Raw genomic sequence first — 25,627 nt, 5'->3', positions numbered from 1 at the left:
AAATGAATTATATTTTTTTTAAGAAAATGCCTATTAAATATAGGATTGGTAGATATAATGCTAAAGAACCCTGGAACAGAATTTGTTTCACGTCTCTTAAAGTAATAAAAAAATTAGTCATTTGAGTGGGTTGCATATCCCTCTTTTAGGATAAAAAAAATAAAAAAATAGTTGAAATTAGTTTATATGAAATCCAGCCATCCATATTTGTCTTCAACTTTATTGTTTACTATGTCAAATAGGTTATCCTGAAGCTTTTTAGTAACAGGGCCACGTTTACCTTTACCTATTTGTATTTTATCAACTGATCTTATAGGGGATAATTCAGCAGCTGTACCTGTAAAGAATAGTTCATCTGCAGTGTAAACTCTTTCTCTTGGTATACGTTCTTCCCTTACTTCATATCCTAAGTCTTTGGCTATTTGTATAACACTGTTTCTTGTAATTCCATTAAGTACGGATGAACCTATATCTGGCGTGTAGATTATGTCATCTTCTACCATAAATAGGTTTTCACCTGAACCTTCTCCAACATCACCGTTGTAGTTTAATACAATGCTTTCCTTATAACCGTTTGCAACCGATTCCATCTTTGCAAGTTGTGAGTTCATATAGTTTGAACCTGCTTTTGCCATGTTAGGCATGGTATCAGGTGCCATTTTTCTCCATGTTGATGTACAAATGTCAATACCTTGTTCCAATGCATCTTCACCCAAGTACTGACCCCATTCCCAAACAGCAATTACGGTTTCAACAGGACAGTTTAATGGATAAACACCCAATTCGTTATATCCTCTAAATGCTATAGGTCTTATATAACATGATTTTAATTTATTGATGTGTATAGTTTCTTTAACTGCTTCGCATAATTCGTCTAAGTCATATGGAATGTCTATCCTATATACCTTAGCTGAATTAATTAATCTTTTCATATGATCTCTAAGTCTAAATACTGCTGGTCCATTTTCGGTGTCATAACATCTAAGTCCTTCAAATACACTACTTCCATAGTGAACAACGTGTGATAATACATGTATTTGAGCATCTTTCCAGTCTATTAATTCTCCATTGAACCAAATTTTTCCGCTTTCATCGAATGCCATATTATTTCCTTCATAATTTTATTTTATTTTAATTTATAGTTATATAATATTTTCTTGTTTAAATTATATAACTTTTTATAATATTTTAAATTTTTTCTCAATATTATATTAATTGATTCTTTTCGAATTTTGTATTATCATGGATATTCATTGTAATACATTCGTAGGCTTAATATGATTTAAACATTCCAATAAATGGAATGGAAAAATAGTAACATTTATATACTATGAGTAATATACTATTGTATAGTGTCTTAATGACATGTATTATTTTTAATCTGGGCTGGTGGTCTAGGGGTATGATACCTCCCTTACAAGGAGGGGATCAGGAGTTCAAATCTCCTCCGGCCCATTACTTTATATCAATACTATTTTTATCTAAGATTGTTTTAGGTTTATGATTTTATATGCTTTCTGTTTTTGATAGCCTTTATATTAAATAATAGTTCACGTAATATTGTATAGATTGATATAATTCTTAATAATATGCTTTCAATTAACCAATTGCTTTACTATCACTTTTTTAATGCTGTTGTCTTATTTTAAAATTTCATTATGAATAGAGGATAATATATTTGAAAAAAAATAATTTATAATTGATTATTTAATCTAAAAAAAATAGTAGAGGGTAGTTGATTTTATAATTTTGCGGTAAATATGGAAATAATTATTGAGATAAAGAATAATACACTTCCTTTGAATAGAATATCTGATAAATTCTTATTTATTAATGCAACACCACCATAACATAAGATTACACATGATAATATTTTACCAACACCCGTATATGGACCAACGGTTATAACATTTAATGCATACGTTATGAGAGTACATAATATTATTAACAATAATAGGAATATTGTACTATGATTTTTAAAGAATTCGAAAAGATTCTCTAAATCAACATTAAACTTAACGGGGTTTCTGATACTTCCAGCATCTAACGTTCTATGAGTATTTGAAAGTGTATTGGTTCTGTAATTTGTGGTTCTATTGTTGTTATTTCTATGAAATCCGGTCGGGAATATTCTATGTGTATTATTTGTAGTTCTATTGGTCTGTGGATATAAGAGTGCAGGTTTTGCATTATCAGTTTCGATGCATATTGGATCTTCTTCTTCATAAATCTCTTCTTCATAAGCATCTTCTTCGGTTACGATGTTTCGTTTTTTAGAGTAGTTTTGAGCAATCTTTAATAAACCTTTCCTATCAACTAGCTTTATGTTTCTTCTTTGGGCATATACGGCTGCTCCATGGTTATATCTACTGGTCGTGAATATTATGATCTTTGATGCTTTAACTAATCTGGCTGCAACTTCCATTTCTTTAAGAACATCAATACCAATGGTCCATGGTTCTTCATAGTTTTTACATGCTACCACAACACCAACTTCTCCCGAATTGGTTTGAAGAGTTCCGTAGATATCTATGACGTGATCGGCTACTGCATAATTTGTTATTACTTCAAAACCATTTTCTTCCATGATTGTGGCTACAAATTTAACTAATCGTTCTTTTTCCAACTTTAACCCTCCTTAAAAAATATTTGTTATTATAATTCATATCTTAGATTAATTATGATTTATATTATGTATTTCAATATACTTAAAAGTAATTTTTTTCGGGCTGATTTTTATTATTATTAATACTACTTCTGATAATCATATTTAATGTAAACAATCAAATTGATTATTGATTAAATATAAAAATATATTTATGAAGATTTTAATAACAAATGATGATGGGGTAACTTCCAATGGTGTCTTAGCAGCAAAAGATGCAGTAAAGGACTTGGGTGAAACTACTGTAGTTGCACCGTTAACTCAGCAAAGTGGAGTAGGTCATGCAATAACTTTAATGAAAGCATTGCGTGCAATGCCAATGACTTTGGATGATGGTACGGATGCCTATGCCGTTACAGGCACACCAACAGATTGTGTAATATTGGGCAGTAAGGGATTGATGGATGATGAACCTGATTTGGTTATATCAGGTATTAATATTGGTGAAAACCTGTCAAGATCCATTACCACAAGCGGTACATTAGGTGCAACCTTTGAAGCTGCACACTTTGGTATACCTGCCATAGCAGTTAGCCTACAGGTCAAGCATGAGGAACTTAAATTCAAAGACGGGGTTAACAAGATTGATTATTCCCATTGTATAAGTATTCTCAATACGCTTGTAAAAAAAGTGATAGAGCATGGAATGCCCGAGGGGGTTAATATTCTTAACTTGAATATTCCGGCTCACCCTGACAGTGATGAGATAATACAATCATCCTTTGCAGATAGGATGTATACGACTGATGTAGAAAAGAGAATAGACCCGTATGGTCATCCATATTACTGGATTATAGGGGATTTAATCAGTGATGACCAGAGGGGTAGTGATGTACACACATTACGTGTATTGAACCAACCGTCAATTACAGCCATATCAACGGATATGGGTGTTGATGTTGATTTGTCAAAGTGGCTGGAAGATTAATCAACAACTTCTATTCCCAATATCTTTTTCTTATTGTTGACTGCTATGTCGTAGGCTATTAGACTGCTTCCTATAGCACCACTTTTTTCTGTCATCACATATACCGGTGCTATCTTTTCTATCTTTTTACTTATTTTACCGCTGATATCAATAGGCTTTGTCATTGTTCCACCGGAACCGGTAAGTACAATAGCATCAAGTTCCTTTTCACTTATTCCATATAGTCCATATATTTCCATAACTACGCTTGTTACCAATGAATCAATTGCAAGCAGGGCATCTTCATCCTCATTCACTGCATTTTTGATAATCATGTCTTTGACATTGGTGACTTTGTCATCTACATGTGCTATCTTAGATATTCCGGCATGTGAAAAGCATTCGTTAGCAGTTTTATTACCGCTATCGATATTTCTTATCATCTCCAAATCCAAGGGTCCATGGATAAATCCACAGGCACCGATACAAGCATCCATAGCTCCTTTGATTGCTCCATCTTCCACTAATATACACACGCTGTTGCTGCTGATATCCGCTATTATCATGTTTTTGAAGTTATATTTCATGTATGCATAGTATGATAGGCTAACCTTCTCGCTACTGGCACAGTGGGAGTATAATGCCCTGAATCGCTTATCTAAAAAGTCACTATCTCTATGCATCCCGGGTATAACTACCGATGGGATTTTTAACTCTTCAATTTCCGCATATACGTTACTTCCACCACCGGTTACCTTTCCGGCTCCTTCGATTGACTTAATGCCCCTATCCTTTACTTTTTCTATCGGGGTGATTTTACTAATGTTATCTCCCATAGCATAAGTTATGGCAAGTAACCCGATGTCTTTATAGTCAACATATCTACTTAGCGTATCTTTAAAGTTAACTTCATTATTTGATAGTTTATCTCTATTAAGCTTAAAATAAGCAACCTGTTTTTTATTTTCATCTATGATGTTGAAACTGACGGCAGTTGTCCCATGATCCATACCCATATAGTAGTTCATAAATAACAAATCCTTAAAAATCTTATTTCCTAATTAAATATTTAAAGGAAATAGTAATTAATATTGTTGGAAGCCAAATCAAATATCAGCATCGAAGTTCAATTCTTTAATTTGAAAAAAATAATGAATCAATTCAGATAATGTATACATTCTAAACGTGTTTAATAGAATATAACTTATATGGGATTGGTTAGAAATTTTAACTAAAATAGTATAATGATTTTCATGAAATGTTAAACAAATATATTTGTGATATAAACGGATAATCACGTTAATTGGATAAATAAAGTAAGTATTCTTTATTTTAAAATAATTATAATAAAGTATATTATATAGTGAAAAAAAATAATAAAATATAACTTGATAATTTTTAAGATGATATTTATTTCTTAAGTGGTAAATCTCTTAATTATTTTATTATTAATACAGTTATATAATTATTATTAAGTTATATGTTATCGTAGAATTATGTAAATTCTAATCTTAAATAGAAATATTTTTAAAAATGAAAAATTTATTATTTCTACCGATAATAACAATGGGCAAATGCTCATAAATAATGAATGGGAGGAAAACTCATGATAAAAAATAGTAGATATATGATTATCTTCTTAGCACTGTTGATTGCCGGTATGAGTGTGGCAGTAGCAGCAGATATTGATGATACTGCTAGTGCAAGCTCAGATGTATCAGATGCTGTTGAAGTTGACACTACATCAACAGTTGACACACAGGCAGTTGCAAGCGTAAGTGAAGATAATAATCAAAAAATAATAAAAGAAACAAAAAGCGTTAAAAGCGATGAAAATGACCCAATAATAGTAACTAATGATGGAACTGGTGATAACTTTGATACGTTATTTACCGTAGTATCTCCCGGAGTTCATCAAATTAAAAGTGAATATTCTGGTAAAACAATTAAAATTAATACAGATATAACAAGAAATGAACATTCATATATTATTAATGTTCCTATAACATTAACTAGTGATTATAATAATACTATTGACTTGAATACAAGTAACGGTTATGAACCAGATATTATAGAACATTGGACTTCCATAAACTTCACTAGCGGAGCATCAGGTTCTACTATAAGTTATATGCAATTCCATAACAGTCAAATATTTGTATTGGATGCAGATTATATAACCTTTGATCATATAACAGTTACAGCAAATCAACCTTGTGGTAAAGGAACAGGTATATTTGCCCTACGTGAAGGTTCTACACATATAACAGTTACTAATAATTACTTTAATATAAATAATAATGGTGGTATAAGTGTAATAGCATTAACCAATGCTGAAGATTGTCTTATTGATCATAATGTAATTACTGGTAGTGGTAGTGTTGGAAATCTAATATATTTAAACACATACTTCTACAATACCAACCCAGCCCCAACAGTAACAAATCGTCACAATACTATAAGTTACAATACTTTAACTGGACCAACTACTCCTGTTAATACCTGTTTTGCTATAGCAATAGCTGGCCCAGACAATACTATTGAACATAATGATATTTATTATGGTGGTACGGGAATAACTACTAATTGGCAAGGAAGTTATGATGTGGAAATAATAGAATTAGAAGATGATGACTTCGAAACAGTATATGAAGGAAACAAGTACTATTACAATAATTTATATAACGGTGCAACATTCCTATGTGGAAACTATAGTGTAGTTGAAAATAATTATTTCACAGGAACAAGTAATTTTGCAGGACATAGTAATGTAACAAGCAACACATTTATAAATTCAATCACAGTTAAAAACAATGTACGTTACCACTCAAATACCCAGACAGGTCAAATGATAACAGTATCAAAACCAAATAGTTGCTTTAAAGATAATATCGGTGGTACTCTTAAAATCAATGGAGCATACACAACATATAATTGTGGAGGAAATACCTTCTCATTGTTACAGAATCCATATTATGGATATTATCAATCATGTAATGGTAATTGTCCAAACTGTGTTCCAACAAGAGGTGCATCGCTATCCGGAAGTTCAAAAAATATGAAATCAGATTCTACCGTTGAAATAGTAGATCAATACAGTTTGAATGGTGAAAATGATTTAACAATATATTCTAATGGAACAGCAGTAATGGTATTATCACAATCAAATGTTATTAGCATGGTTTTCCGTGGACTAACTAATGCATACACAACTAAGTTAAATGAACTAAACTATGAAATAACTGATCTTGTAATATATGTGAACGCTTCTCCAGGTAATTATGCTGAAGTCCTATTTACAATGAATAATCAAGAAAATATAAATCTTTTCGTGATTAGTAATCCATCATTTACTTTCAAAGGACTTAAAGTATCAGGAAACTGGAAAACACTCACATATGAAAATTTAAATATTGCACAAAAATTCACAGACAATACTAAGGGAATGCCAGCTTTAGGATTAGTTGGAAACAATATCACACTTAAAAACTGTACTTATACCTTCACATGTCCCGGAGACTTAGCTGGAATATGTAATAGTGAATACTTTGTACCTATTGTTGAAGGTGAAACTGCTAAAGCTTCAGCTATATATATTGTAGGAGAAAACATCAATGTAGAGGAGTGTAAATTCACAATCAGCCAACAACCCTATATGCATACTGATGAAGTTAATATTGATTTGGGTGGAGGTAATGTATTCCATATGGATGCAAATGATTGGCATGTATACTCAGTATTCTTCTATCATTCTAAGAATGTAACTTTCCTTAATAATGCCTTTTCAATTGACAGCATGGAAAAAGATTCATCAATGAGTAGTTATCAATATAGTCCGATTTTTGCCGGAAATATAACAGAATTAAACTTCATAAACAATGAAGTAAATGTCCGATATGTTCCGGGAATGAACTTAACAACTAATGATACTATAATTGAAAATAACACGATAAACATTATGAACGGAGATTACACTATAAATCTTATTGGTGATAATAACATTGTGCATTACAATACCCTTACAACTGAATTAGCAGAAGGTGATGCTACTGTCATTACCACAGGTAACAACAATGTTGTTGAACAGAACCCATATGTGGAAGTTGTTGAACCAGTACTAAAGGTAGATACAACGGAATTCACTGTTGGCAGTACCACTACAATTAGTGCTAGTATTTACTATGGTGATGAAGTAGCAAACGATATCAACAAAGGTAAAGTATCCTTTAAAGTAAACGGTAAGACTCTTAAAGATGCTAGTGGTAAGGTAATTTATGCTAAAGTAACTGGTGGTGTTGCTACTATTGATGGTTATGAAGTTCCACAGGATTGGGCTAAAGAAGGTACTACAATACAAGCAGTATACTCAGGTTCTGGTGATATTGGAAAATTAAATAGTGATAAAGAAACAATCACAGTTACAAGTCAAGAACCAACAATCACAACTGAGGATGTTCAAGCAACTGTAGGTTCTACAGTTACATTAACTGCTACTGTCACAGCTGCTACACCAGTTAACAACGGTAAAGTAGTATTTAAGATAAATGGTAAAACAGTCAAAGACGCTAACGGCAAAGTCATTTATACAAAAGTTACTGATGGAACTGTTAATGTAGAATATACATTACCAAGTGATATGAAAGCACTAGAATACACTTTAACCGCCGTACTTATCAGTAGCGACTATGGTAGATTAGAGGATGTTAAAACATTGACAGTTACAGGCTAGAATAATAAATAATACGGATAATCCTTTATATTGAAGAATTATGAGGTAAATCCTCACCTTCTTTCTTTATAAAATTTGTCCTTTAATGTTATTATTCTTCATATTTATTTTTTTATGATGATTTTTTATGAGTATATTTTTTTAACAAGATAAGAAATATCTTTCTAGAATAATTGGATGTGTGATTATATGAATATATATATTAAGCAATTTTTCTTGTTTATGATTGTTTTTGTTTTTTTAGTGTCTGTCGGTTATGCAGTTGACGATTCACAGACCCAGGTAAATATCGAAGAACAGTCAGCACAAGAAGAATATGTGGATGAGGCCATTGATTCAAGTAGTGATGATATAGCTTCGGAAAATACAGTTACAACATTTGAAGATTCTCCAAAAAATATTAAGTCTGATGAGGAGAGTGTTCCTGTTGAATATGTGAACATTACCCAAAATAACTATAAAAATTATTTTACTGTTATGGGTAAACAAATGTTTATTGGAAAAGGAATAATTAATTCAAATAATAGTTTGGTATTGAATCTGCAATATTTCCCTGATAATGTAAATTATTTTGGATTAGATGAAAATAGTGAAAAGTTTCTAAACAGATCACTAACAATTACTTCTGATAGAAATTTAGCATTAACTAATATGGAAGTGCTTTTATCCAGTAATTTTAAAACGTTGACATTGGAAAACTTTAATGTTACCTATAATAACGAATACACGGGTACTGATTATTTCACAATCTCCGATAATGTTCAACATTGCGTTTTACGTAATGTTTCCATAGATATGGATAAGGACAATGTTGCTTATGGTTATCTTATTGGAATTGTTGGTCGTACAACAATTGAAAATTCATTTATCAGGGGCAGATTTGTGGAAACAATTATTGACTGGGAAACCGGTCCTAAAACACCCGACGCTTATGGTATTCATATTAATGCCAATGACTGTATTTTAAGAAACAATACTATTGAAATAATTTCAAGTGGACATAGTAGTGGAACACATTACTCCTTGTTTGGAATCTATCTTATGAAGTCAAATACTACTTTGACAAACAACACTATTATCATGCATAATGCCACAGGTTATGCTTATGGTATAGTGGTAAGAAGCAGTAATAATACCATATCCCATAATAATATAAGCATATCTTCACAGACCTATTCAGCTGGTGTTAATTTGGAAATGGTGCGTTTCCAAAACAATATGGTAAACAATAACCATGTTAATGTAACAGCCAGTTATGGTTCTGCTCCATGGGGAAATGCAGGAGTGGCATATGGACTGGAGATGTTGGACTTTAGTTATGGTGGTGGTGCATATTCTTCATCAGGTAATCATCCTTATAACAATTCCTTTGTGAATAATACGATAGTAGGTTCTGCCGGACAGATATATGGTATAGAGATTTATGGTACTAGTGATACAAATCTTAGTGGTAACACTATCAATATCACGGGTCGTACACCTATGGGTATAGGTGCAATAGGATCAAATATTACTATTGCAGATAACCATATAATAAACAATGGTACACATAACAGATCAGAAGGAACAGCAGATTACCTGGAAGCAATAAATACTGGATTATATACATTATTTACTTCAGAAGTTATTGTGATGATGAATAATACAATAACATCCATAAATGGTCGTGGAATACTTATAAAATCCTCAAATAATGCTAATATATTGAATAATACGATAAATGTCGTAGGTCATGATTATGCAGTTGAAGTAACTAACTCCTCTAATCTGAATGGTATAAACAATAAGATTGAAAACAATACGTTAATTACTACTAAACATACTGGAAGTAGGGCGGTTTTAGCCCCTAAAAATAATACAGTACAGAATAATATACCAGTAGAAATAATTGGCTACACGTTTGAAATAGATATAACTGATTTTGGTCTTGGATTAAATCAAACGGTATCATCCACATTATATTATAATGATGAAGTGGCAAGCAATGTTAACAAAGGTAAAGTATCATTTAAAGTTAATGGTAAAACACTAAAAGATTCAAAGGGTAAGGTAATCTATGCTAATGTAGTAAACGGAACTGCAAGTATTGAAAATTACACAATAACGGAATCATGGAATATTCCTAATGCAACTATTCAAGCAATTTATTCTGGTTCATCAGATTGTGATAAAATAACCAGTCAAAAGGTAAGCATTAACATTTTTTCAAATAATCCAAGTATTGCTAGTTCTAGTGTTCGGACAAGCGTTGGAAGTACAGTTACGTTAACTGCCACTATTCATGCACCAGTACCGGTTAATAGTGGTAAGGTGGTATTTAAAATCAACGGTAAAACAGTCAAGGACTCTAACGGTAAGGTTATCTATGCTAAGGTAATAAACAATCAGGTAAGTGTTGAGTATACATTGCCTGCTAATATGAAAGCCGGCACATATAACATTACGGCCGTATTGATATCAAGTAAATATGGTAGGTTGGAGAATGTTAAAACTTTGATAGTCGAATCATAAAATTATTTTTAATGTAGGATTTATTCCTACCTTTTTTCTTATTTTACCGTTTTTTTAAGCAATTTATTTAAAATTGCATTAATATAATCTTTACCAAAAATAGTTATATAAAACTTTTTTTAAAATCAGTTGGGGGTTATTCAAGTTAAAAAAAGTAGATAGGTTAAAGATAACCTTATTCTTCTTTTTCTAATCCACATGCGGTTCTTAATCTTTTACCAACTTCTTCGATTAAGAGTTCTCCTTCAAGTCTTCTTTGTGCGTAGAGTTTAGGATATGCACTTGCTCCTTCTACTGCAAATTCTGTTGCAAATGAACCGTCTTGGATTTCTCTTAAGATTTCTTTCATGTTTGCTTTTGCTTCATCTGTTATGATTCTGTCTCTTCTGGTTAGTCCACCAAACTCTGCGGTGTTACTTACATCTTGCCACATGTTTTTGAATCCTTTTTCATAGATTAAGTCGATGATGAGTTTCATTTCATGGCATGTTTCGAAGTAAGCCATTTCCGGCTGGTAACCTGCTTCTACGAGTGTTTCAAATCCTGCTTTGATAAGAGCGGTAAGTCCACCACATAGTACTGCCTGTTCTCCGAATAAGTCTGTTTCGGTTTCTTCACGGTAGGTTGTCTCGATTACACCTGCTCTTGTTAGGCCTGTTGCTTTAGCCATTTCGATTGCAATATCAAATGCTTCACCTGTAGCGTCCTGTTCTACTGCTATTAGACCTGGTATTCCAAATCCTTCCTCATATGTTTGTCTTACTTTGGATCCTGGACCTTTAGGAGCAATCATTGTAACGTTTACATCTTTAGGTACTCTTATACGTTGGAAGTGTATGTTGTATCCGTGTGAGAATGATAGGGTGTTTCCTGCTTCAAGGTTGTCTTTTATCTGGTTTTCATATACGTCCTTTTGTAATTCATCAGGAATTAAGATGTGGATGATGTCTGCTTCTTTTGCTGCTTCTTCGATTGTTTTTACTGTAAGTCCGTCAGCTTCAGCTTTTTTCCATGAACTTCCACCTTCACGTAATCCCATTACAACATTTAATCCGCTGTCATGCATGTTTAATGATTGTCCTCTACCTTGACTACCGTAACCTATTACGGCTATTGTTTTTCCTTCTAATACGTTTGTATTGACGTCATCGTCATAATAAATTTTCATTTTATCGAGTACTCCTTTTAGTTTTATAAAATTTTTATATCTAGATATATTATATATTTATATCTATGTTGTAACTTATATAAAATGATTATTTAATTTATATTAATATAAGTATAATTTCTTTATCTGTTATGGATAATTACTGCCACTATCTATTGTATAGGTTGTTTTTATTTGAAAAACAGGATTATATTTTCATCATCAGTTAAAAAAACCATGGAATCATGTATTTATAGGAATTTATTATATTTTTTCAATTTTGATAATGGGATGTTTTTGCTCGGAGTTAATAACTTGTATTTCAGGTATTTGGATGAATATGTTATAATAACAATGTTGGTTGATAGTTTTATGGGGGTGTAATTTATTATAGTTAACAATGAATTTAATCTCGGATAAAAAAGAAGAGGGGATTATGAATATCCTGGTCTAAACCAGTATTTCTTATTTTTTTCATTGTTTTAGAATTAATTGATTATATCTCATATTTTCCTATGCATCAATCGTTAGTTAGTTTTTATTTGTTGTCTTTTTTATTATTTTTAATAAAATCTTTCATATCATCAAATTGACGATCAACGTATCTGTTTACAATAGAGGCGGCTAATGTGGCAGTACCAACTCCGGATAAAATAAAACCACCCCATGCCAGTACCAATGAATCAAGTTTACCAATCACTGATTTTCCGGCAGCGTCGAAACTATTGCTTGTAAAGGCATTTGAAACCATAACAATCGAATCCAACGGAGAAACTTGCTCAACTATTATTGTAAATATGAAACTTACCAATATTATTGTATATAATAATAGTATAGTTATACCTAAACCGTTATTTTCAGTATACTTCACAAATTTACGATAGTAAACTTGGATGAGGTATACGTATCCAAGAACGTGGACAATGTTAAAGTAGATGAGTATGTTATGTCCAAATAATATTCTTATCATAGAACCAATAGGAATTAATAAAAAGAATATAATCTTGTCTTTTAAAGAATTCCAGCCCATATTACTAAATAGATATATTGAAATAATAATGTCCAAAATAGAAATGGCAAACAAACCATCCGTCCACTCAAATATTATATATAAACCAATCACTATAAAGACAAGTATCATTATCAGGTAATAAAGCTGTTTTAAAGATAATATTTTCTCTTGAGGAAAATATTCCATAGGATTTAAAAATTTTGAATTTTTAAACCAGGAACTGGATTTAACCTTTTTAACAATATATTTACTGGCATATGCAAGGAAGGCAAAAACTCCAATTACACACAATAATTGAATGATAAGATATATTGCAGGTAGACTTTCCATTATTCATCCTCTCCTTCAATTAATTTTTCTAATTCAGCAAATCTTTTTTTGAAGTGTTTGATTAAAATTGCCGCAGTTAATGTTGCAGCACTCGCTCCTGAAATGACATATCCACCCCAAACTAGAAGTAAACTATTAAGTTTACCGGCAATTGAATTTCCAAAAACGGCAAAGCCATTACCTGTAAATTCATTGGAAATCATTACAAGAGAATCCAGGGCATTTACACCTTCAGCATGTTGTGTTATAAAGAAACTGGCAAATATTATAACAAATAATAATATTATGGTTATTCCCAAACCATTTGAATTGGTATATTCCATAAATTTATCGAAGCTAAGTTTGGCAAAGTATATGAATACCAATACATGAATCAAACCCATGTAAATTACCAAATGGGTATGGAATAGCAGGAAACACAATGTTCCATAAGGCACCAGCAACAACCAGATGATCTTATTTTTCATAGAACTTTTGTCTATTTTTATTGCAAAATATAATGAAAGTGCAATATCAAATATTGGAAAGGAATACAAAAATTCGATTCCATCACCAATAAAAGTATAGAAGATATCTACAACACACAGTGCCATTAAAATTAAATAAAAAACCTGTCTTAAGCTATGAATTTCATCTTCGGGCAATAATTCATTCACATCTATAGATTTCCCATATTTATTTTTTAATTTATATGCATATTCGCCAATAATGGTTAAAACTAAAAAAATAGAAATTACTATAGCAAATTGAAATATAGTTTCAGTCAATAATTCCACAAATCTTCACCAATTTATTTCTTATTTAACTATTTATATTTAAGGATATTAACATTTTTGCAGTTTCAACAATGCATTTCTATTCTGAGTATAATAGAATAAGATTCTGCCCAATACCTTTAAGACAAAACAAATCAGTCATCTATATTAATCCTGATTATATTAACCATTAACTTGAAATGAAATGATAAAAAGGTGGAGGTTAGTTATGGTGTATTTTTGTCCTCTTCTTATGGAGGTTATCCCGGTTTTTTCTTATCTTTTATCCCCCATGTCATAGTAGTAATATAAAGCATTTATTCTTGACACTCTGGGGTGTTCTGTTTTCCAATGAAGAAATGTTTTCATCTTAAAAATTAAGAATAAAGAGGTTAATATTATGATTAAACTCGTCTGGATTATAATTTGCTGAATTTATTTATCTTCTTTTAATTCTTGGATCATTTTTTCCATTTTATCAAATCGATTATTATAATATTTTATCATTAATCCAACACTTAATGTGGCAGTACCCACACTTGATAGAATATAACCTGACCAAACAAGGAATATTGAATTTAGCTTACCTGGTATTGTACTTCCTAGAATTGCATAACCATTACTTGTAAATGCATTGGATACCATTACTAATGAATCCAACAGGTTTACACTTTCGACTATTGAAGTGAATATGAAACTAAAGAATACTATTCCAAATAATAGCAGAATGGTGTAACTTAAACCCTGAGATTTTGTAAATTGCTTAAACTTTTTATAGAAATACATGGTAAAATAGAATAACGCTATCAGATGAATCGTGAATAATATTACTGATAATATAATAAATGAATCATCAAATATCATATAATCCATACTGGAATATGGAATGATTGCTAATGCGATTAAAATGGATTTTAAATCATGTATTCTTATATTTGCTAGTGTAATTAGGGACAATATAATATCCAATACTGCAAAATACAGCACATCATTTCCCTGAGCAACCACTTGATAAAAGATATTTATAACAAACAATGTCATCATGACTAAATAAAATACTTGTTTGAGTGTTTGAATCTCTTGTTTAGGTAAATATTCCTCTGGTTTTAAAATGTGTATGTCTGTATTCTTAAGTTTTTGATATAAAACTCTTAATATTAATGTCATAATCAAAAAAATTGCTATCATTGCTAAATAAGTAATAATATACTTGTCCATAATCAACCTCTTTTGTTATAGTCTTTCTATCATTTGTAGGTGGAAATAACTTTTTTAACATATTCAAATATAATATTTAAAAAAATTGTAAAAAAAGGGGATTATAATGTTTTTTGTCCTCTGGTAATTGCAGTTATTCCTGTTTTTGTCATCTCCTTTATTCCGTATGGTCTTAAAAGGTCTATGAGTGCGTTTATCTTATCCGGTTTTCCCGTTATTTCTACCGTGATGGTTTTTGGGGTGACGTCAGCTACTTTTCCTCTGAAGATGTTTGTGTATTGTATGATTTCTGATTTGTCCTGTTCTGTCGGTGCGTGTATTTTAACCAGTGCCAGCTGTCTTCTTATTGTCTGGTCCGGTTTCATTTCACGTACCTTGATTACTTCTATTAGCTTGTTTAGTTGCTTTATAATCTGTTCGAGCGTCTTGCCATCGCCGTATGTCGTGATTGTCATTCGGGAAATGTGTTCCTCAGCCGTTTTTCCCACTGTAATGTTGTCTATGTTGAAGTCTCGTCTTGTAAAGAGTCCTGCTATTCTCTGCAGTACTCCCGTCTTGTTTTCAACGAGTATGCTGATTGTATGTTTGTTCTGTTTTGTCATATTAATCATTCCTCTTGCTTATATTCTCCAACAATTTTTGTAATCTTCTCACCCGGCGGAACCATTGGCAGCAGTTCTGACGAATCGATTTTAACTTCTATTACACGGGCTTCTCCTTGATCGAATGCTTCCATTATATTCTCTTTAAGCTTACCTATTTCTTCAACCGATACGGCATCTATTCCATAGGACTTTGCCAACTGTACAAAGTCCGGCGTAGGTGCCAGTTCTGTCTGGGATATCCTGTTGTTGTAGTATAACACCTGCCATTGATATACCATTCCAAGATACCTGTTGTTTAGGATGCATGTTACTATAGGTAAATCATATTCCTTTATCGTTGCAAGTTCCTGTGATACCATCTGGAATCCTCCGTCACCTGCAACCGCAAGTACATGTTCGTCGGGCTTTGCCACTTGTGCTCCTATAGCCGCCGGCAGGGCATAACCCATTGTTCCGAGTCCTCCGCTTGAGATGAATGTTCGCGGATTTTTTGTTTTGAAGTAGTGTGCCATCCACATCTGGTTTTGACCCACGTCGGTCGTAACAATTGTTTCAGGGGTTATGGCTTCCATTATTTCCTTGATGCATTCCTGTGGCTTGAATGGTACGCATCCGAAGTTATATTTAGGCTTGTATGCCCATCTTTTGCTCACGATTTGCTTGGTCCAGTCACCGTGGTTGACTCCATCGATTTCGCCTATGAATTTTTCAAGTATTATCTTGGCGTTTCCAACTATAGGTATGTCTATGTCGACGTTCTTGCCGATTTCCGCCGGGTCTATATCTATCTGGATTTTCACGGCATCCGATGCAAATTCAGATACCTTACCCGTTGTACGATCGGAGAATCTGCAGCCTATTGCTATCAGGCAGTCACAGTCGGTTACCGCATTGTTTGTTGATTCCAGTCCATGCATACCCAATAGTCCAAGTGACAGTTCATGGTCTTCAGGTATTGATCCTTTACCCATAAGGCTCGTGGCTACTGGAATGTTTGCCTTGGTTGCAAATTCAACCAATTCTTTGGATGCATCTGCAAGTATTACACCTCCACCTGCAAGGATGATGGGTTTTTTACAATTCAATATTGTTTGGATAGCCTTCGTTATCTGTCTTGGATTTCCATTAGTATTTGGCTTGTATCCCTGTATTTCCAGTTTTGCATCCATATCCTCATCCGTTACTTCATTTTCAAGCACGTCTTTTGGCAAATCTACAACTACAACTCCCTGTCTGCCGGTTGATGCTATGTGATATGCGGCATCTATTATTTTAGGCACATCACTTGAGTCTCTTGGCTGGAAATTCGTTTTTGTAATAGGCATGGTTATACCTATGGTATCTACCTCTTGGAATGCATCCGTTCCGATGATAGGTGTTCCGACCTGACCGGTCAATGCTATTACCGGGCTTGAATCCATTTGTGCGGTTGCAATACCGGTTACAAGGTTTGTTGCTCCCGGTCCTGATGTTGCGATGCATACACCCGTCTTTCCTGATGCCCTTGCATATCCGTCGGCTGCATGGGCTGCGGCCTGTTCATGTCTAACTAGTATGTGTTTTATGTCACAGTCATATATTGAATCATATAATGGTAGCAGTACCCCTCCGGGATAACCGAAGACTACATCTGTACCATTTTCCTTTAGTTTTTTCAGTAGTGCTTCACTTCCGTTCATTTTTTTTCTCCTATAAAATGATTGATAAAAATTATGGTTATTGTTTTTTTCTTCCAATTAATAAGTGATTATATTTATATCGCTTCTTATTTATTACTTTTTAAGTGATTAAATGGAATCATGAAATTTTTAAAATTTAGTATTAACCCGCTTAAAGGTTGATTATCAGCTGAAAAATAGAAATGATGGGGGATTATAATGTTTTTTGTCCTCTGGTAATTGCTGTAGTCCCTGTTTTTGTCATCTCCTTTATTCCGTATGGTCTTAAAAGGTCTATGAGTGCGTTTATCTTGTCGGGATTTCCCGTTATTTCTACCGTGATGGTTTTTGGCGTAACGTCGGCAATCTTTCCTCTGAAGATGTTTGTGTATTGTATTATTTCTGATTTGTCCTCTTCTGTCGGTGCGTGTATTTTTACCAGTGCCAGCTGTCTTCTTATTGTCTGGTCCGGTTTCATTTCCCGTACCTTGATTACTTCTATTAGCTTGTTTAGTTGCTTTATAATCTGTTCGAGCGTCTTGTCGTCGCCGTATGTCGTAATCGTTATACGGGACATATTTTCAACCGAGGTTTTACCGACGCTGATGTTGTCTATGTTGAAGTCTCGTCTTGTAAAGAGTCCTGCTATTCTCTGCAGTACTCCCGTCTTGTTTTCTACAAGTATGCTTATCGTGTGCTTGTTGGTCATTTCTATTCCTCATCAAATGTCATTTTCATCTTGTCCAGACTTTGACCCGGAGGTACTATCGGCAATAGTTCTTCCCGGTCTATTGCCACATCTATCAGGGTAGCTTCCCTTGATTTGAACGCGTTTTCTATGCTTTCTCTCAGCTGACCCACTTTCTCGACTCTCTGGCCTTCAATTCCATAAGCGTCGGCCAGTTTTACGAAGTCCGGGGTTGCAGTCAGTTTCGTAGCATATACGTGGTCGTTGAAGAGCTTCTGTAGTTGTGCCACCATTCCAAGGTAACGGTTGTTCAGTATGCATACAACTACAGGTAGGTCGTTTTCCTTTATCGTTGCAAGCTCCTGTGATACCATTGCAAATCCACCATCTCCACATATTGCAAGTACATTTGCGTCAGGTTTTGCAAATTGTGCTCCCATAGCAGCCGGCAGTCCAAATCCCATTGTTCCGAGTCCTCCGCTTGAGATGAATGTCCGCGGATTTCTGGTCTTGTAGTAGTGTGCCATCCACATCTGGTTTTGGCCAACGTCGGTCGTCACTATAGTATCGGCAGTTACAGCTTCCATGATTTCCTTTATGCACTCCTGTGGCTTTAAAGGTATTTGCGTGTAGGATATGTTTTCTTCGTTGTCCCGTTTTTTTGCGATAAGTTCTTTTGTCCAGTTCGCATTGTCCGTTTTATCCATTTGGTTGATGAACTCTTCCAGGGTTATTTTTGCATCTCCAACTATTGGAATGTCGACGTGTATTGTTTTTCCTATCTCTGCGGGGTCAACGTCTATCTGTATAATCGTGGCATTAGGTGCAAATTTGGTGGCGTTACTTACGCTTCTGTCTGAGAATCTGCATCCCACTGCTATAAGGCAGTCGCACTCCGTCAATGCCCTATTGGTGGTTTGTATTCCATGCATTCCAATCATTCCAAGTGAGAGTTCATCATATTCTGATATTATCCCCTTTCCCATGAGTGTCGTTGCTATCGGAATGTTGGCTAGCTTTGCAAATTCGTAGAGCTGTTTACCACAGTCGCTTAGTATAGCTCCTCCACCTGCTACTATAATGGGTTTTTTTGATTGGTTGATTACGTTTATCGCCTTTTTGATCTGTTTGAGGTTGCCTTTTTTTGTCGGCTTGTATCCTGGAATGTCAGTGTTTATGGTTAATGAGCTTATATCTATTTCCTCTTCCAGTACGTTGCGGGGAAGGTCTATCACTACGGGTCCCGGTCTGCCTGTTGAAGCTATATAGAATGCCTTGTCAATGTCTTCGGCTATTCTTTTTGGACTTCTAGGTTGGAAGTTATGCTTTGATATGGGCATGGTTATTCCTATCGTATCTACTTCCTGGAACATGTCCGTACCTATAGCGGCGGTTGGAACCTGTCCGGTAAGTACTACGACCGGTGATGAGTCCATGTTCGCCGTTGCAACTCCTGTCGTCACGTTTGTTGCTCCAGGTCCTGAGGTAGCCAAACACACACCGACTCTACCGGATGCCCTTGCATATCCGTCCGCTGCATGGGCTGCAGCCTGTTCATGTCTTACAAGTATATGATTTATATCCGATTCGCATAGTGCGTCGTAGAATGGAAGCAGTACACCTCCAGGGTAACCGAAGATTGTATCCACTCCATTTTCCTTTAGTTTATCTATTAATAGTTTGCTACCTTTCATTTTAAAACACCTTGAAGTTTATATAATGTATATACATTTGTAGTTACTTTGAATTATATTTAATGATGATTTTCTAATTTTTTCCATGGCTTTTCCAACCATTATTATATTTCAATTAAATTATCGGAATTGTATCTATTAATTAATTTAATTTATGTATTACATTTACCATTATAATTAGATAAAAAGTAATACAATTGTCTAAAAAAGTCAATGTCGTCAGGTTAAGAAAATTTATTTTTATTTTTATGTTGCTGTTGAATATGAGGTTGTTTTTTTTTTAGTTGTATGTGGTTTGGTAGTTGAGTGGTGTGTTTTGGTTTAGTATGTTTCTGTGTGTCCATCGTATTTGTTGTTCTCGTATTCTTCTTTTTAGTCCTTCTAGTGTTCTGTATATTCTTTTTTGACATCTTGGTAGGGTTGTTCTGTAGTAGTTTTCTACTCTGTTGTTTGTTGCTGGTATTGATTCGTTTTCTAGGTGATTTAGCATTACGTCTAATTTGGATTCTATTTTATCTAAGAATGATGCTATTATGGGGTTTAGTTGGTCTTTTTGGTTGTGTATTGTGTCGTATCTTCTTTTTGCTTGTTTGAATGTTTTGGATTCCCATATTTTATGTACTCGTTCTTTTTGTTTGTCAATTTTTTTGAGTTCCTTTTCTATTTCTTTGATTTCTTTTTTGTAGTCTTTTATTTTGTTTTCGTATTTTTTTATTCTTTTTTCTTGTCTTATTGTTTTTTTGTCTGAATATGGTGTTCTTCCTGTATAAATCTTTTTTACTGCCTTGATATTTGCTATTTTTTCTTTATTATCTTTGATTTTTCCTTCTAGTGTTTTGATTTGTCTGTTTTTTCTGTTTATGTATTTGGTTAGTGGTGTCATGAGGTTTTGCATTATGTGGAAGAAGCATCGATGTTGTATTGCTCCTACTGCTTCTATTATGCTTTTGTATCCTTTACGTCCGTCAGTAACTATGACTTCAACTGGTTGATCTTTCAATGATTCTTCTAGGAATTCTTGTATGGTTTGGTTATTGTAATCTTCTTCACATACAAGAAAATCGCCTATAATAAGTTTATTATGGTAATCTATCAATGTAAGTCTTAAATATAGTTTTTTATTTACAAAGACGTACTGTTCGTCAAAGCAATATATGCCGGAAGCTTTTATATCGAGTTCTTTTATTCTTTTGAATTGTAGGTGTTCTAAATATTCGAAGAGTTCTGTTGAGTATTTTTTATGATAATAGAACAAGGTAGATCTGTGGGGTTTTGCACCCATTTGATTGGCTATTTCCTCTGATTTTTTCTCATATGATTCATAATTAACCAAATTAATCAATACGCTCTTTTCTTGTACTGATTTAGTATACGTACAATTTTTTTCTTTAATAGATTTTGCTGAAGCCATACAACTACTGTTTTCACATTTTCTATGGTTATATTTTTGTAAATGTATTTCATCTGTATTGTTGATATAATCAGACTTATATCCATTACGTGTAAGAGGTTTATTACATACATGACAAATAGTTTCTCTTTTTATGATACGTAATTTTTTATTACATATTTTACAGATAACTAAGAGGTGTTCAATTAATTCGGGATTGATATCTTCGTAAACTTCTACATCACCAGAGGGACCACAAAAAATAAATGGAAGTTCACTCAAACATTTATATGTGGAGTTTGTATTTTTCTTCATAATAATATATATTACTCCACACATTATATAAACATTTATACAACCTTATTTTCAAAAATAACATTCTAAACAATATTAATATTTATAATAGACTTAATATTTATCACAATATTAATAAATAATGATATAAATCACTGTTTTAATAATTTAAACAAAGCCCTAATTAAATATTATAAAAACTTACCTAAAACTATTAAAATAATGAATAACAAATATATAATTATCAATTCAAAATAAAAAGAGTTTGTTATTTTTAGATTAAAAAATAAAGATTAATTTATGCAATAATTTCTAATTAAAGTTTTAATAATACTTTAATTTCTGATTTAAGCAACCTGATTTTCAACAGCAACTTTTTATAGATTAAAATCATTAATAGTTTGTTGATTATTATTGATTTTTATCATAAATTGTTATTTATTATTAAAATTAGAATTAAGGTTAATTTAATTATATTTTTGCTTATTAAATAAATATTTGTTTTGTATTTGTTGTTATTTTATTTATGGTTATTTTATTTATTTAATAGGTTGTTTATTGGTTTTTATTTTTTGTTATTTTGATATTTATCAATTTTATGTATTTTTTAAAAGTAGTACTATTTTTATTTGTTATTTTATGGTATATGATAGGTTTATATAATAAAAGAGGGGATATATTATATTATGAAACGAAAATACCTCCCCTCAATATTATGTTGTTGTAAGTTGTTAATTTATTTTTTGATTTTTGATGGAATTAATGAAGTTTGTTCCTATGAAAATGATAGTTTTAAATACTCCTTCATTAAAGATTCTATAGAATCCGAGTGTATTGATTTTAGAAAGCATGTTTTAAATGATTCTGCTTTTACTCGTAATCGTATATGGGGTTTTGGTGATTATGTTAAACATATTTTGTTTAATCAACGAAAAACTATTCAGAATAATATTGATACTCATTTGAAGTACGTTGAAGATGGTGTTGATAGTTATAGTAAACAAAGTTTTTCAGAACAGAGAATTAATATTAATCCGGATGTGTTTAAAAGAATTAGTCTTAATTATTTGAGAAATATTGGTTATTTAAATAGAAATAAAATAAATCCATTCTTTAAAACTTTTTATGGATTTCGTTTATTTGCTGGTGATGGATCTCGATTTGAATTACCAAATAAAAAGTTAACCTTGAAAGAATTTGGATTTAAAGAAAATTACGATAAAAAGGTTAATGTTATATTTTCAGGAGTTGTGGATGTTCTAAATAATTTCATAATCGATGGATTAATTGGAAGAAGAGGTGTTGGAGAACATACTCTGATACATCGAAACCTTGAAAAGTGTAGAAGACTAATAATTCCTGAAGAATCCATATTTATATTTGATAGAGGCTATACTTCCATAGAATTAATGGTAAGAATAATAGAAATGCACAGTTATTTTGTTATAAGACTAAGAAAAGACACATACATTGGAGAACGTGAATGTATGACTTCTGATGATGAAATAGTCCAGATAGAACTAGATAAAATGAGACGAAACCAATTCAAAAGCAATTATCTTAAACAAAAAATGAATATAATTAGTTCATTGAATTTAAGAATCGTGAATATAGAACTAGAAACAGGTGAAATTGAAACCTTAATAACAAATTTACCACAAGAAACAATGAGTAAAGAACAATTAGAAGAAATATATGATGCAAGATGGGGAATAGAATGCACATACAAAACACTAAAACAAAGACTTCAAATACAAAATTACACAGCACAAACAGAAATCGGAATACAACAAGACATCTACTCAACATTTCTAATATATAACGTATTTTGCTATTCAAGATTATACTTAAATCTAATCATAAACCAAAAAATGAGGAAAAAAGGAAAAAAAGACAAATATGATGTAAATCAATCTAATTTAATCAGTAGACTCAAAATAGATCTATTCGAAGCAATATTAGATTCAACAAAAAATAAAAATTTCATCAACAATTTAATTAAAAAATGCACACCAGCACCCAATAAAATTAAAAAACCCCGAAAATACGAAAGAAAAAAAATAACACCACGCAGATACTTACAAACACAATATAAACTAACATATTAAAAGAAAAAAAAGAATATTATTATTTCTTAGGAAGAGATAAGTCATGACAAAATCTTAACCTGACGACATTGCTAAAAAAGTAATATTTATATATCTGATAAAAATATAACTATAATCATTAACATTAATTTAAGAATAAGTATTACTATTTGTGATGTCTATCAACATGTGTAATACTGCTTTTAATATTTATGTTAATTAAATTTATTTTCAATATATAAAGAGGATAAAAAAATGGATAAAAAGTATATAATAGGTGCAATTATAGCTGTCGTGGCAGTAGCCGCCATAGCTGCAATTGCTTTAGGTGGTTCAAACACGGCACATGCCGAAGATGAATTGGTAGCCTGTGTTGCCGCTCACGGTGAAGAACCGGAATACGGTTTTGACCCTATGCACGGATGGGGTTACCACGACTCCGGTACGGAACCGTTGATACAGAGTACTCTTTTAAAAAGAGATGCAAATAACAGTTTTGTAAATGATTTAGCAACCGATTATGATATCTCCGGTGATTATAAGACATACACGGTAAATATCCGTGACGATGTAAAATTCACCGACGGATCAAAATTAACGGCTAAAGATGTAGCATTCTCCTATAATACTGCAAAAGAATTTGGAGAAGGTGCAGATTTAAGTTCAATGAAAGAAGCTAAAGCAGATGGTGATACCAAAGTAGTATTCACTCTTGATAAAGCAGATTCAACTTTCATTAACAAGTTAACCGATGTTGGAATAGTTCCTGAAGCCAACTATAACAATGAATCATATGGTCAGAATCCTATAGGTTCAGGTCCATATAAACTGGTACAATGGGACAAAGGACAGCAGTTCATCCTTGAAAGAAACGATGAATACTATGGTGAAAAACCGTACTTCAAAAAGATTACCAACCTTTTCCTTGACTCCGATGCAGCATTTGCAGCAGTTAAAAAAGGAGAAGTTGACATTGCAGAAGTTCCAGTATCCTATGCAAATGAATCAGTAGAAGGTTATCATTTAGAATCTTTTGATTCAATTGATGTTCGTGGAATCTCATTACCAACACAAATGGATGATGGACTACAAATAGGTTCAGAAAACCGTTCATATGGTAACAATGTAACAGGAGATCCAGCAGTAAGAGAAGCACTAAGTGTAGGAATAAATAGACAACAACTATTGGATGGTGCATTCAATGGATTTGGAAATATAACCACTACAGGTGTTGCCAATCAGTTACCATGGGCATATGACTCCACTATAAAAGATGGACAAGTAGATCAGGCTAAATCAACACTTGAAGCAGCCGGATGGAAAGATACTGATGGTGACGGAATAAGAGAAAAAGATGGACTCAAAGCATCATTCCCTATATATTATAATTCTAAAGCAACTGAAAGACAAGCAATAGCAGTTTCAGTAGCAGAACAAGCCAAACAATTTGGTATTGAAATTACTCCAGAAGGTAAAAGTTGGGATGAAATCTACCCAGCATGTAGTCAAGTAGCAGTAGTATGGGGATTCGGTTCAGCAGATCCATATGCAATTCAACATCAATATGATTCAGAAGTAGCAGGTGAAGGTTATGATAATCCTGAAATACTTAATGATTCTAGTGTAGATAATTTAATTAATTCAGCCATGAGTCAAGACTTGAACAGTTCATACGGTACTTGGAGTCAAGCCTCACAACAAGCTAACACTAATTATCCATATTTATGGATTGCTACAATGGATTACACATACTTTGTAGATGATTCATTAGATATATCCCCTGACACACACCTTATTTATCCACACGGTGGAGACATATGGGGTAACATCTACGATTGGAAACGTGTAAATGCAACTACATAATAATAGTTAAAAAAATATTTTAATGATTTATTTTATAAATAAATCATCATTTTTTTTCACTATTTCAAATACTT

At 32.6% G+C, this 25,627-nt stretch carries 17 protein-coding genes and 1 tRNA gene; 6 read left to right on the top strand and 12 right to left on the bottom strand.

Translation table 11 applies throughout. The features are described from left to right. Positions 1 to 182: 182 nt before the first annotated feature. Entirely contained in the window at positions 183 to 1,103 is a 921-nt protein-coding gene (locus tag AW729_RS07340) for a branched-chain amino acid transaminase (RefSeq protein WP_112124498.1), read from the bottom strand. A 280-nt stretch (positions 1,104 to 1,383) separates the two neighbouring features. Between AW729_RS07340 and AW729_RS07335 the strand changes: the two genes are divergently transcribed. Beyond that, positions 1,384 to 1,455, top strand: a tRNA-Val gene (locus AW729_RS07335). A 286-nt stretch (positions 1,456 to 1,741) separates the two neighbouring features. Here the strand turns inward: AW729_RS07335 and AW729_RS07330 are convergent. Beyond that, entirely contained in the window at positions 1,742 to 2,626 is an 885-nt protein-coding gene (locus tag AW729_RS07330) for a restriction endonuclease (protein WP_112124497.1), read from the bottom strand. A 193-nt stretch (positions 2,627 to 2,819) separates the two neighbouring features. Here AW729_RS07330 and surE point away from each other — a divergent pair, with 193 nt between their 5' ends. Then, the gene (surE, locus tag AW729_RS07325; protein WP_112124496.1) at positions 2,820 to 3,593 is read left to right on the top strand and encodes a 5'/3'-nucleotidase SurE; all 774 of its coding nucleotides are present in this window, start codon (positions 2,820 to 2,822) and stop codon (positions 3,591 to 3,593) included. Here surE and AW729_RS07320 read toward each other — a convergent pair. Then, positions 3,590 to 4,600, bottom strand: a complete 1,011-nt coding sequence (locus AW729_RS07320; protein ID WP_112124495.1) for a methanogenesis marker 12 protein — start codon at positions 4,598 to 4,600, stop codon at positions 3,590 to 3,592. The genes surE and AW729_RS07320 overlap by 4 nt on opposite strands. A 578-nt stretch (positions 4,601 to 5,178) precedes the next feature. On the opposite strand from AW729_RS07320, the gene AW729_RS07315 reads away from it, so the two are divergent. Further along, on the top strand, positions 5,179 to 8,301 hold the full coding sequence (locus AW729_RS07315; RefSeq protein ID WP_112124494.1) for a hypothetical protein: 3,123 nt from the start codon (positions 5,179 to 5,181) through the stop codon (positions 8,299 to 8,301). A 243-nt stretch (positions 8,302 to 8,544) separates the two neighbouring features. Beyond that, positions 8,545 to 10,812, top strand: coding sequence for a right-handed parallel beta-helix repeat-containing protein (locus AW729_RS07310; protein ID WP_162685842.1), 2,268 nt, complete (start codon positions 8,545 to 8,547; stop codon positions 10,810 to 10,812). Positions 10,813 to 10,987: 175 nt separating this feature from the next. Here the strand turns inward: AW729_RS07310 and ilvC are convergent, their stop codons facing one another. The 9 genes from ilvC to AW729_RS11290 all read right to left on the bottom strand — a co-directional run bounded on the left by ilvC (position 10,988) and on the right by AW729_RS11290 (position 21,624). After that, entirely contained in the window at positions 10,988 to 11,980 is a 993-nt protein-coding gene (gene ilvC, locus AW729_RS07305) for a ketol-acid reductoisomerase (protein ID WP_112124492.1), read from the bottom strand. 517 nt (positions 11,981 to 12,497) lie between these two features. Then, entirely contained in the window at positions 12,498 to 13,301 is an 804-nt protein-coding gene (locus AW729_RS07300; protein ID WP_112124491.1) for a hypothetical protein, read from the bottom strand. Further along, a complete protein-coding gene (locus tag AW729_RS07295; RefSeq protein ID WP_112124490.1) occupies positions 13,301 to 14,077 on the bottom strand; it encodes a hypothetical protein in 777 nt (258 codons plus the stop codon). The genes AW729_RS07300 and AW729_RS07295 overlap by 1 nt, the downstream gene beginning before the upstream one ends. Before the next feature lie 414 nt (positions 14,078 to 14,491). Next, the gene (locus tag AW729_RS07290) at positions 14,492 to 15,274 is read right to left on the bottom strand and encodes a hypothetical protein (protein WP_112124489.1); all 783 of its coding nucleotides are present in this window, start codon (positions 15,272 to 15,274) and stop codon (positions 14,492 to 14,494) included. Between the two features lie 101 nt (positions 15,275 to 15,375). Further along, on the bottom strand, positions 15,376 to 15,876 hold the full coding sequence (gene ilvN, locus AW729_RS07285) for an acetolactate synthase small subunit (RefSeq protein ID WP_112125258.1): 501 nt from the start codon (positions 15,874 to 15,876) through the stop codon (positions 15,376 to 15,378). Between the two features lie 5 nt (positions 15,877 to 15,881). After that, entirely contained in the window at positions 15,882 to 17,558 is a 1,677-nt protein-coding gene (locus AW729_RS07280; RefSeq protein ID WP_112124488.1) for an acetolactate synthase large subunit, read from the bottom strand. A 193-nt stretch (positions 17,559 to 17,751) separates the two neighbouring features. After that, positions 17,752 to 18,246 carry an acetolactate synthase small subunit gene (gene ilvN, locus AW729_RS07275; RefSeq protein ID WP_112124487.1) on the bottom strand — a complete coding sequence of 165 codons (495 nt, stop codon included), beginning with the start codon at positions 18,244 to 18,246 and terminating at the stop codon, positions 17,752 to 17,754. 2 nt (positions 18,247 to 18,248) lie between these two features. After that, positions 18,249 to 19,919, bottom strand: a complete 1,671-nt coding sequence (gene ilvB, locus AW729_RS07270) for a biosynthetic-type acetolactate synthase large subunit (protein ID WP_112124486.1) — start codon at positions 19,917 to 19,919, stop codon at positions 18,249 to 18,251. A 280-nt stretch (positions 19,920 to 20,199) separates the two neighbouring features. Further along, on the bottom strand, positions 20,200 to 21,624 hold the full coding sequence (locus AW729_RS11290) for a hypothetical protein (RefSeq protein WP_162685841.1): 1,425 nt from the start codon (positions 21,622 to 21,624) through the stop codon (positions 20,200 to 20,202). A gap of 665 nt (positions 21,625 to 22,289) precedes the next feature. Between AW729_RS11290 and AW729_RS07255 the strand changes: the two genes are divergently transcribed. Both AW729_RS07255 and AW729_RS07250 read left to right on the top strand, forming a co-directional pair. Next, positions 22,290 to 23,711 (top strand): IS4 family transposase, encoded by a 1,422-nt coding sequence (locus AW729_RS07255; RefSeq protein WP_112124483.1) that lies wholly within the window; start codon positions 22,290 to 22,292, stop codon positions 23,709 to 23,711. A 234-nt stretch (positions 23,712 to 23,945) separates the two neighbouring features. Further along, positions 23,946 to 25,553, top strand: coding sequence for an ABC transporter substrate-binding protein (locus AW729_RS07250; protein WP_112124482.1), 1,608 nt, complete (start codon positions 23,946 to 23,948; stop codon positions 25,551 to 25,553). Positions 25,554 to 25,627 lie beyond the last annotated feature (74 nt).

This window comes from Methanosphaera sp. BMS (assembly GCF_003268005.1).
Classification (GTDB): domain Archaea; phylum Methanobacteriota; class Methanobacteria; order Methanobacteriales; family Methanobacteriaceae; genus Methanosphaera.
This window is presented reverse-complemented; position numbering and strand designations above follow the sequence as displayed.